The 9,721-nt window shown below is 72.0% G+C and carries 15 protein-coding genes; 5 read left to right on the top strand and 10 right to left on the bottom strand.

The genetic code is table 11. The features are described from left to right. The 4 genes from HNR25_RS25130 to HNR25_RS25115 form a co-directional block, all read left to right on the top strand. Nucleotides 1-390 (top strand): peptidoglycan-binding domain-containing protein (locus HNR25_RS25130; RefSeq protein ID WP_184640529.1); only part of this gene is annotated, 390 nt, incomplete at its 5' end. 9 nt (nucleotides 391-399) lie between these two features. Beyond that, entirely contained in the window at nucleotides 400-666 is a 267-nt protein-coding gene (locus HNR25_RS25125; protein WP_184640527.1) for a hypothetical protein, read from the top strand. A gap of 64 nt (nucleotides 667-730) precedes the next feature. Beyond that, complete coding sequence (locus HNR25_RS25120; protein WP_184640525.1) at nucleotides 731-1,528, top strand: N-acetylmuramoyl-L-alanine amidase; 798 nt, start codon at nucleotides 731-733, stop codon at nucleotides 1,526-1,528. Between the two features lie 3 nt (nucleotides 1,529-1,531). Then, entirely contained in the window at nucleotides 1,532-1,858 is a 327-nt protein-coding gene (locus HNR25_RS25115; RefSeq protein ID WP_184640522.1) for a hypothetical protein, read from the top strand. Nucleotides 1,859-2,034: 176 nt separating this feature from the next. On the opposite strand, the gene HNR25_RS25110 is transcribed toward HNR25_RS25115, so the two are convergent. Genes HNR25_RS25110 through HNR25_RS25100 form a run of 3 tightly spaced genes read right to left on the bottom strand, consistent with a single transcriptional unit; the run spans nucleotide 2,035 to nucleotide 3,763 of the window. Next, entirely contained in the window at nucleotides 2,035-2,319 is a 285-nt protein-coding gene (locus HNR25_RS25110; RefSeq protein ID WP_184640520.1) for a hypothetical protein, read from the bottom strand. Beyond that, complete coding sequence (locus HNR25_RS25105; protein ID WP_184640518.1) at nucleotides 2,316-2,564, bottom strand: hypothetical protein; 249 nt, start codon at nucleotides 2,562-2,564, stop codon at nucleotides 2,316-2,318. The genes HNR25_RS25110 and HNR25_RS25105 overlap by 4 nt, the downstream gene beginning before the upstream one ends. A gap of 56 nt (nucleotides 2,565-2,620) precedes the next feature. Beyond that, nucleotides 2,621-3,763, bottom strand: a complete 1,143-nt coding sequence (locus tag HNR25_RS25100; RefSeq protein WP_184640516.1) for a helix-turn-helix domain-containing protein — start codon at nucleotides 3,761-3,763, stop codon at nucleotides 2,621-2,623. Between the two features lie 136 nt (nucleotides 3,764-3,899). Here HNR25_RS25100 and HNR25_RS25095 point away from each other — a divergent pair, with 136 nt between their 5' ends. Then, the gene (locus HNR25_RS25095) at nucleotides 3,900-4,070 is read left to right on the top strand and encodes a hypothetical protein (protein ID WP_184640515.1); all 171 of its coding nucleotides are present in this window, start codon (nucleotides 3,900-3,902) and stop codon (nucleotides 4,068-4,070) included. Between the two features lie 209 nt (nucleotides 4,071-4,279). On the opposite strand, the gene HNR25_RS25090 is transcribed toward HNR25_RS25095, so the two are convergent. From HNR25_RS25090 to HNR25_RS25060, 7 genes are all read right to left on the bottom strand, one after another. Continuing rightward, entirely contained in the window at nucleotides 4,280-6,358 is a 2,079-nt protein-coding gene (locus HNR25_RS25090) for an FtsK/SpoIIIE domain-containing protein (protein WP_184640513.1), read from the bottom strand. A gap of 57 nt (nucleotides 6,359-6,415) precedes the next feature. Continuing rightward, nucleotides 6,416-6,862, bottom strand: coding sequence for a hypothetical protein (locus HNR25_RS25085; RefSeq protein WP_184640511.1), 447 nt, complete (start codon nucleotides 6,860-6,862; stop codon nucleotides 6,416-6,418). Nucleotides 6,863-6,870: 8 nt separating this feature from the next. Next, nucleotides 6,871-7,044, bottom strand: a complete 174-nt coding sequence (locus tag HNR25_RS25080; protein WP_184640509.1) for a hypothetical protein — start codon at nucleotides 7,042-7,044, stop codon at nucleotides 6,871-6,873. A 186-nt stretch (nucleotides 7,045-7,230) separates the two neighbouring features. Further along, complete coding sequence (locus HNR25_RS25075) at nucleotides 7,231-8,268, bottom strand: hypothetical protein (RefSeq protein ID WP_184640507.1); 1,038 nt, start codon at nucleotides 8,266-8,268, stop codon at nucleotides 7,231-7,233. 69 nt (nucleotides 8,269-8,337) lie between these two features. Then, the gene (locus tag HNR25_RS25070; RefSeq protein ID WP_184640505.1) at nucleotides 8,338-8,478 is read right to left on the bottom strand and encodes a hypothetical protein; all 141 of its coding nucleotides are present in this window, start codon (nucleotides 8,476-8,478) and stop codon (nucleotides 8,338-8,340) included. A gap of 160 nt (nucleotides 8,479-8,638) precedes the next feature. Continuing rightward, nucleotides 8,639-8,926 carry a hypothetical protein gene (locus HNR25_RS25065; protein WP_184640503.1) on the bottom strand — a complete coding sequence of 96 codons (288 nt, stop codon included), beginning with the start codon at nucleotides 8,924-8,926 and terminating at the stop codon, nucleotides 8,639-8,641. Continuing rightward, nucleotides 8,926-9,648, bottom strand: coding sequence for a hypothetical protein (locus HNR25_RS25060; protein ID WP_184640501.1), 723 nt, complete (start codon nucleotides 9,646-9,648; stop codon nucleotides 8,926-8,928). The genes HNR25_RS25065 and HNR25_RS25060 overlap by 1 nt, the downstream gene beginning before the upstream one ends. Nucleotides 9,649-9,721: the final 73 nt, after the last annotated feature.

The raw sequence follows: 9,721 nt of genomic DNA, 5'->3' as shown, positions 1-9,721 counted from the left end.
GCCCCGGGCACCGGCCAGATGGAGCTGGGCGGGTTCCGCTACCGGCTCCGTCCCACCCTGCGGCTCGGCGACCAGGGCCAAGCCGTCACCGACCTGCAGAACGAGCTGCTCGACCTGGGCTACGACCTCGGCCAGTGGGGCGCCGACGGCGACTACGGCCAGGTCACCGCCGACGCGGTAACGGACCTGCAGACCGACTACGGCCTTTCGCCCATCGACGGCCAGGCCGGACCCGAGACCCGGGCCGCCATGGATCTCGCACTGGCGCGCATCCCCGACCCGCTGTGGGTGTCGCACCTGGCCGTGGCCGACGACGGCGCGTGGATCGGCCCCGCCACCGCACCCGAGACCACCGTGTCGCCGCGGCTGGTCCTCGGCACCCCGATCTAGGACGAACCCATGACCGACGACCCCTTCCACTCGGTGGTCACCGCCCGCGACGTGTTCGGGGCGGTGCAGGAGCTGCGCGGCGAGATGCGCACGAACAGCGGCGAGCTGAAGGAGGCCCGCAAGGAAATCGACGAGCTGAAGACCGGACAGGACGACCACGAGACCCGGCTGCGCAGCATGGAGACGTGGCGGGCCCGATGGCCGATCGCGTCGCTGGGGGCGGCGGCCGGCGGTGCGGCGGCGTTGGCGGCCGCGATCCTGCAATACCTCGGCTGACCCGATTTGCCCACATACGCCCCGGCCCGGCGCCGGGGCGAACCTATGCCGGGAGGCACCACACATGGCCACAGTGCCCATCATCGAACGGTCCCAGTGGGGAGCGCGCGACCCCCGGGGCCGCAAATACGTGTCCTGGGGAACCCGCACGGAGTTCATCGTGCACCACTCCGCGGGCCCCACGTCGCAGACGGTCCGCAGCATTCAGGACTTCCACATGGACAGCCGCGGCTGGTCCGACATCGGCTACAACCTGCTCGTCGACGACGCCGGCCACGCCTACGACGGCCGCGGGTGGCTCGTCGTCGGCGCCCACGCCGTCGGCCACAACACCTCCGGCATCGGCGTCTGCTACATCGGCCAGAACGCACCGACCGACCCGGCCAAGCGAACGATCCGCGCGCTCTACGACATGGCCTGTGAGCAGGCCGGGCGGCAACTGGAGACGCTCGGCCACGGCGACGTCAACGACACCACCTGCCCCGGCGGCAACCTCGACGCCTGGGTCCACGACGGAATGCCCGTAGACGGGCTCGACACCAATGGAGGACACGAGTTGATCGGACTGAAGAAAGGCGACCAGGGGGAGCGGGTCAAGGGCCTGCAGGTCTGCATCATGTACGCGGGCGTGGATCTGCCGCAGTACGGCGCTGACGGCGACTACGGCGACGAGACCGCCGAGGGGCTCCGGCAGGCGCGCGAGCTCGTGGGATCCGACGCCGGCCCCGGCTACGGCGACCGTGTGTCCGGGTGGGCCTACGGCCAGCTCATGAAACTCCTCGCCGAGAACACCGGCGGCGACGGCACCGCTTCGCTACCCGACACCATCAGCGTGTCCGGCGACCTCGACGTGGAGGACTGATCCATGGCCATGGTCACGAGCATCGTCCGCACCGTCGTGCCCTACGTCGTCGGCGTGGTGCTGGTCCTAGCCGCCCGGGTCGGAATCGACCTGCCGCCTGAAGCCCTCACCGAGGTCACCACGCCCGTGGTCGCGGCGGCGGTCGCCGCGGTCTACTACGGCGCCGCGCGGGCGGCCGAGGAGTACCTGCCGGAGCGGTGGGCGCGCCTCGGAAAGGTCATGCTGGCCTCGGGCCGCAGCCCGACTTACAGCACGGACGCGGAGATGAGCGAGCAGATCCGAGGGATGGTCCGCGACGAGGTGCAGAAGCGCCAGCCGGACGTCCCGTAGCCGCATAGCGAAGCGACCCCGTCACCTCACGGGTGACGGGGTCGCTTTTCGTGTGTCCGGGGGTGACCGCCCGGCACACGCCCCGGAAGGCGAGCATCGGAGCCGGGCGGGCTGCCGCACACCCATGCGGTGCGGCGTCATGCCCGCGCGCCGGTCGCCCCCGGCGCGCGGAGTCCTCAGGGCCGGTCGGCCTCGTAGGCGGCCATGTACTCGGCCTGGTCGTCGAGCCACTGGCGGATGGTGTCGGCCGAGGCGGGCCCGCGGCGCCCGTCCCGCACCCCGTAGTCCCGGGCGGCAGTAGGCGCGGGCTGCTGGCGCGCGAGGTAGTAGTACTCGGACCCGGTCCACAGGTAGCAGCGGATGTCCCAGGTGTCGCCGTAGTCCTCGATCAGCCCGCCGGGGACCTCGACGCGGCCGGTGCCCTCGGGGATGTAGGTGTACACCGTGTCGTCGGCGCTCATCGGGGCGCCTGCAGGTCGGACAGGGCGGTGCGGATGCGCCGCGGCGGGTCCTCCATCTGCCGCGTGAGCTCCATGACGGTGCGGGCGTGCAGCGTCGGCGCCCGGTCCGAGTTGGGGTCGATGTTGGTCGCGCACCAGGCGGCGTGGCGCCCGTGCTCGTCGACCGAGCGCCACACCCGCCATCGGCCGGCGACGGCCTGATTCAGCTCGTCGAGGTCGGGGCCAGGGCGCGCGGTGGTGTCCATGCCCCTGACCATGGCGTGCGCCACACCGACTGGGGAGTGGCCAGACTAGTGGCCACTCACGCGGCCTCGATCTCCTCCATGAGCATCCGCAGCGTCAGGCTGTGCTTCTCCGGCGGCAACTCCTCCAGCGCGGCGCGCGCGTGCGCGGTGCCGCCGTCGCGGTCGCCGACCCGGGTCAGCATCAGCCCGCGGTGCATCTCCAAATGGGTCTTGAAGCGGGGGAGGGACTCCGGAAGGTTGCGGGCGGCCTCGGTTTGGACGTCGTCAGCGAGCTGCTCGTCGCCCATCCGAGCCGCCAGCAGTGAGGCGAACACGTTGAACCGCCACCACGGGATCGCGTAGTCGGACTCGGCGTCGTCCGAACCGGCCTGGTCGAAGGCGCGCCGCCCCTCGTCAATGAGAGAGCGCGCGCCTTGGTGGTCGCCGCGCAGCGCACGCACGTGCGCGCGCCCCATAACAGCGTTCACCCGCCCGAGCGAGGGCTTGTCGTCCATCTCCAGTGCCTGGCTGGCGAGCGTGTCTGCGACCCCGAGGGCCGCACCTTCGTAGCCCAGGGCAATGGCCGCGCGGCCGCGCACCCACACGCGGGTGGTCTCGTCGCCGGAGCGGTCAGCGAAGGTGGCGGCGTGGCGGTACCACGTGACCGCCTTCGCGCCGTCGCTGCCAGGGAACGTCTTCGCGTACAGGGTCGCGAGCTTGGCGGCGGTCGCCCACATGCACGGCGCGTCGAGCTGCTGCTGCAACACCACCAGGTCCGCCGACAGCCGCTTCTGGATCTCCGCGGCGCCCTGGGTCATGTAGTCGCGGCCGTAGGTCTCCACGGCCTCCTCCCAGTCCTCGACGCTGGGGTGCTTGACGCCGAGCGCGGCGGCGAAGCCTTCCTCGATGAGGTCGGAGGCGACCATGGGGGCGATCGCGGTACCCGCGGCCGCGGTCAGGAAGTTGCGTCGGTCCACGCGCGCCCTTTCCAGGATTTCGATGGGGACCTGAAGCACCGTAGCCAAATGCCGCAGCCAGAACGCGGCGGGGGTGCGTTTACCGTTCTCCCACCGGGACACCTGTTCGCGGTTGACGGTGTCGTGGCCGGCCACCTGTCCGAGTTCGGTTGCCAGGCGGGACTGGGACCATCCATGCGAGGTGCGCAGGTCGGTGATGAGGCAGCCGAGCGCGGGGGGGTCGGGGGTACCATTTGCAGACATAGGGCCCTGCCTTCCTGGTGCGTCGCAACACCAAGGATAGGCAGGGCCTATTTCTTCGTGGGCCCCCGTTTCCGGGCTGTGGCGGCGCGCGGCCACGCTCTACACTCGACTCATCGCCACACCAGGGGAGGCCGTTGTGCAGCGCTGGGAGTATGCCGTCGAGGAAACCGAGTTCGGCCTGAGCCAGGGGCGACTCGACAGCCTCGGCCGATCCGGGTGGGAGCTGGTGTCCGAGGTCGTGCTGCCCGAGGAGCTGAGCCGCCGCACCGCCAGGATCCGCGCGGTACTCAAGCGGGCCATCGACTGAGCGTCACTAGACACCCTCGGACGTATTCCTGAGAGCTTTTCTAGACGCCCACTTAACCTGCGGCAATGCGATGAGTCAGCCGTCCGGCGGCAGGGGCGTCTACCCCGTCTACGGATGCCGAGATCGCAGGCCAGCGCGGCATTCGAGAGGTGTCTAGGTGGGTGTCTACCACCGGCAGCGACAGACACCCCCAAGACATCCCCGCGTCGTCACTTTTCGTAGCGGCGTGCCGCTTCCTCAAGTGCGTCGCGCCGGTATCCGCGCACCTGCGCACCGTCCTGCGAGTACCGGCGCGCCTGCACTCCGGCAGCCAGCAGTGCCTCCTGCGCGTCGAGCAGGTCCATGTCGCACGCCCGGGCGATGTCGTTTCCCGGTATCCCGTTGGCGTCGGGATCCATCTCCAGCAACGCCACGGCCGCGCCGAGGACCGGGGGGATCCCCGACGCCTTCGGGGCGGCCGGCGTCTCGTCGTGGCCCGGCCGGTGCGACCACGACTCGGCGTCGGGCAGCGCCAGGATCGCGGCGTCGTCGGAGAGGTCCCAGACCTGGATCGGCGCCTGCCCGGGGCCGCGGCCGCCGGTGTTGGTGAGCGCGCTCCCGCCCAGCTCCAGCTCGTGACTCGACCAGTCAGCGCCGAGGACCTGGTTGTTCTCGGTGCGGCCCGCGGTGCGCAGCACGACCCGGTCCTGCATGACGCCGTTGAGCTGCGACGGGATGCCGGATCCGAGCAAGGGCTTCTGCGTCGCCCACTTCAGGTCGATGCCGCGGGACCGGCCCATGGTCGCCAGGGGCTGCAGCCGTTTGATGACGTCGATGTCCTCGGCGGGGTCGTCCATGCTGACGATCTCGGCGCCCTCGTCGACCACCACCACGATCCGGGGCCGCTCCTCGGTCGGGACCCACTGCGACACCCGGCGCTTCTGCATGATCTGCGACCGCTCGTCGGACTCCTGGCCGACCTCGCGCAGCAGAGCGATGATCTCGCCTGGCGTGTTCGCGCAGCGGACCTTTCCCCGCCACAGACCGGACTCCTCGCCCTTGGGGTCGATGTAGACCACTGCCGTCGGCTCCTGGGCGCACAGCGCCTCGGCCATGACCACGCGCAGCAGCACGGACTTGCCCGCGCCGCTGGTGCCCGCGATCAGCATGCGGCCCTTCGGCAGCACCACCGGTTCACCGGTGTCGGTGTCCACGCCGATGCCGGCCCGCTCGGGCCGCCAGGTCATGTCGCGGTCGGGGGTGCGGGTGCGGATCCGCAGCACCGCCTCGTCACCGACATCGCCAGGCGACAGGTCGGTGCGCACATCGCGAGGCACCGCCAGGGCCGCGCGCACCGCCGACATCCGCTTGCCCAGCGTGTCCGGCGTGGTGCGGCCCGACGTCTTCAGCACCACGCGGATGCCGAGAGAGTCCAGGCTCGGCATCGGCGTGGGGGTGACGCCCTCCAGGCCGCGGCCGGCGGCGCGCCGGTCCCAATCGGCGAGGTGGGCGAGGATCGCATTCTCCGCCTCAGACGCGCCCACAGGCGTGACTGAGGAGGCGGCCGAGGCGCCTCCCGGGGCGGGGCGGGGCGTCGGCAGCACGGGCGCCGCCTCCCCGGACGCCTCCTCGGCGGTAGCGGTGCCTTCGGCGACGGCCATGCCATGACCCTGCACCGCCAGCCATGCCCAGGCGGCCGGCCACGCCAGTAGCGGCCACCACATGCCCCCGGCCAGCAGCGCGGCCAGCGGCCCGGCAACGATCCCCACGGGCAGGGCCGCCTGCCGCGCCAGACGGCCGCTCCTCGCCTTCAGGGTGAGCGCGTCCATCTTCATCGCCGAAGGAGCGCGCCGCTCCAGATCGGCAAGCTGTTCGGTGAGCAGCTTTACCTGCGCCTCGTCGCGGCGCAGGCGCGCCTTGTCGAGCTTCTTCGCGACGGTCGCGCGTTCCCGGCGGACCTCCTCACGGGCCTCCTCCACGATCTCCCGGTACAGGTCGGGGTCCTGGATATAGGCTTCGGCGGTCTGCCACCGGCGCGACCACGCCAGTATCGCGTAGGTGTGCCACGTCGACAGCGATGCGCGCAGTCGCGCGTTGATGTCGTCGAGCAGCGCCCGTTTCGACGCCGCATCGCCGACCCGCGGGGCGTGCACCACGGCCCCGTGCACCGCCTCGCCCGCCCCGTCCTCTGGGCTGGGCTTTTGCTCCTGCCCGGTGCGGTGCGTATCGTCTGTGCGCCCCGGGGGCGCCTCCGAGGCGGAAGCTTCCCACACCACCCCCGTGCGGATGGCCTCGTCCTGTTCCTGCATCTCCAGTCCTTCCAACGAGGGCGGGCCGCCGGGGAACGCCGGCGGCCCGCGTCCGCATCAGGAGCCGACGGCTCCGCCGATGATCCCGGCGACCGCACTGGCACCCATCGTGTGAACCGCGTCGATGATGCTGGGCAGCGCGCCGGAGCCCGCGCCGTGCGCCGCAACGGGGGTGATGATCAGTGCTGCGATGGCCGCCGGGTTGTACGTGTGGTTCTTCCAGAGGTCGATCGCGGTCACCAGGGCGCCGCCGATGCACAGCACCGCCCACACCACGCTGGGCGGCAACGGGTCGCCCATGGTGCCGCCGAACCACCCGGCCAGCGGGGTGATGAACTGGTCGTTGGCCCAACCGAGGATCGTCTGCGAGGCCGGGGACCGGTACAGCAGCATCGACGCCGCCAACCCCACCAGCAGGGCGAGCAGCCCCTTCTTGCTGGCCTTGAACTTCTTGTTGATGTAGAAGGCCGCGCCGAACATGGTCGCGGCGAGAAAGAGATGCATCCGGTGTCCTAGCGGTTGCGGAGCTTGTCGACGTAGATGAGGCCGCCGACGGCGGCCAGGGCGACGGCGGCGAGGGTGAACACCACGCCGTCACCGGCGCCGGCCAGGACGGCGATCACGATGGCGGCCGAGGCCACGGCGATGGCGATGAGGTCCCGGGTCGGTATCTGCGGAGTGGACATGGCAGTCTCCTCAGTCGGGGTGTCGTTGGTGATGGAGGGCTGCGGCTGCGCTCGCCCGCGGGCGCTCGCTGGCCTTGCCCGTCCTCGGCCGGCGTGCTCGCCCACCCGAGCCGGGGCGGGGAGGCGGGCGCGTCGCCGAGAAGGGGGCGCCCCCGGGGCGCCTCACGAGGCGCCCCGGGGAGGCGGCTACTTGGTGGTGCGAGTCAGCGGGGAGACGTCGTATCCCTGCTCGGCGAGAACGTCGCGGCGGCGGCGCACGGTTGCCGCGTCGCAGCCGAGCGCGCGGGCGGCGGCGCGCACCGAGGCGTCCTCGCCCGCCTGGGCGACGTAGTCGAGCAGTTCGCGTAGCCGCGGCTCCAAGCCCTCGGCGGTACGCGCCTGGGCGCCCATAGCCCCGCCGAAACCCATCAGCGCTTCGGGGGAGGCGGACAACGACGATGCGTCGTCGGGCACTTCGCCCGAGCCCAGTGCCAGCCCCTGGCCCGCCCGGACCTCGCGGATCAGGTCCTGGCGCTGCATGGCGACCCGGGCCTCCTCGCGGTCCAGCGCCATCCGCTGCTCGGCCGCGCGCCGGGTCGAGGCCAACTTCTGCTCGTGCTCGGCCTCGGCCGTGGCGTCCGCGTAATCGCGGTCGGCGGCCGCCAACTCCCGGGCGTAGGCAGCTTCCTGACGGCGACGGGCAACCTCGGCGCGCTGGGCGTGCGTGAGGTCGGTGGACAGCTCCGCCTCCCGGCGCGCCTCCTCCGCCTCGGCGAGGCGCTTCGCTTCCGCCTCCTCCGCCTCCTGGGCGTGGCGGGAGATCCGGGAGCGCAGCGCCAGCCCCCACAACGCCTTGCTGACCAGAGGCACCAGGCCAAGGACGACCAGCATCGGGTCGATGCCGTAGGAGTGCCACCCCACGAGCACACCGGCCAGCGCGGCGATGGCCCACCCGGCGATCTCGGCGGGACGGGCCACGGCCGGGTTGGACCACGCGATCACCACCGCCGACACCAGGGCGACGTCGAGGACACCGCCGGCGGCCAGTCCCACACCCCACGGGGCGGGGTCGGGCAGGCTGTCCATCAGCGACCACACGGTCAGGATCAGCGAAGCGAGCGACGGGATCGCGGCGGCCAGGATGATGACGCGCACCGCCCCGGGAGAGGAAGCGCTTCGCTGTACGGGCAGGTGGCGCCAAAACGCCTGCTTGAAGGGGTTCTTCGTGGGCTGTACGTTGGTCATGTCGATCTCCTCAGTGGGGTCCGCGGCCCGCCCTCCGGTGTCCACCCGGGCGGGCCGCACGTATGCGGGTCAGCGGTCCTCGGTGACGGCGGTGCGCATCACGTCGGCGCTGTCGAAGGGAAGGTCGTCGATCCACCGGCCGTCCCGCGCGTCATTGATCTCCATCTCGTGGACCTCGCCGTCGCGGGTGTAGATCGTCGCCGTGGCCATGACTGCTCTCCTCTCGTTCGCCGGCCGGTCGGCCGGTCCCCCCGCCGCCCGCCAGGACGGGGCGGGCGGCGGGGGGACCGGCCTCAGACCTCGGCCTGGGCGGCGACGAACAGGGCGATCACGGGCAGCACGCCGCTGGTGTGGATCAGGCTGACGAGGGTCACGGCTGCTCATCCCGCCTTGTCAGGGCGGTCTTGAGTCGCTTGTTCTCCTCGGCCAGCCGGTCGCGGGACCGGCCGGCGCTGCCGAGCTGGTACCGCAGCTCCTCGACGAGGTCCTCGGCGCGCCTCACCCGATCGGCCGCCAGGCGCTCGGCTTCGGCGATCCGGCTGGCGGCTTCCTGTTCGGCGGCGGCGACGCGCGGCTCGGCGATCGCGACGGCGCGCACCTCGACGTAGCGCTGGAGGTTGGCGATCATCTCGCCGAGCTGCTCGGTCTGGTCGGCCATCACTGCTCACCCCCGTGGGTGCGGTAGTCCACCGGGTAGTCGCCGAGCCGGTCACGCAGGTGGGCGAGCGTCACGGCGCGGTCGCGCGGGTCGGACGCGTCCAGCACCGCGCGCAGGTGCACCGCGGTCTGGATCGCGCGGCGCGACACCAGCTCGTTGCGGCGCTGCTCGTCGCCGACGGTGGCGCCGAAGGGGATGTCGATCGCTTCGAGTACCGCGGCCAGTGTCCGGCGGTACTCCTCCGCGGTGGGCTCGCTGCCCTCGACCACCGGGGTGCCGTCGGCCGGGGTGCGGGCCGGGTCGTAGACCTCGCGGCATCCGCCGGCCTCGGCGGCCCGGGGAGGGGTGCAGATGGGGCACGTGTGGTCGGCACCGCCCTCGTGGCAGCGGTCGACGCAGTGGCGGCACCACGGGGTGGCCCGGTGCCGGGCGTGGCCGTCGAACCGGGGGTCCTCCGGATTGAAGGGCTGTTCGCAGCGGGCACAGGCGGCGTGGTGCTCCCCGATGGCGTCCCCTCGGGCGACCGCGCGGCCGCGGACGGCGTTGACGCGCTGGCGGATGCGGGCGACGGCCCGCGTGGCGAAGGCGGGGAGCGTGAAGCCTTCGTTGTCGGCGTCGAGGATCCCGGTGAGAAGGCCGGCGGCCTCGGCGAGGTGGCGGGCGTCCCGGTGGGACAGGTGGGTCGGGTTGTCGTCGCCGTCTGCTACAGCGGTACGATCCATGAAGCTCACTCCCTGGGCAATCAGGTGGTGGGTCAGGCCCTTGACCGGTGTGTGGAAGCCCGGTCGAGGGCCG

Origin of the sequence: Streptomonospora salina, from assembly GCF_014204715.1 — a bacterium.
Classification (GTDB): Bacteria; Actinomycetota; Actinomycetes; order Streptosporangiales; family Streptosporangiaceae; genus Streptomonospora; species Streptomonospora salina.
The sequence above is the reverse complement of the archived record's forward strand: the minus strand, read 5'-3'. Positions and strand labels throughout refer to the sequence as shown.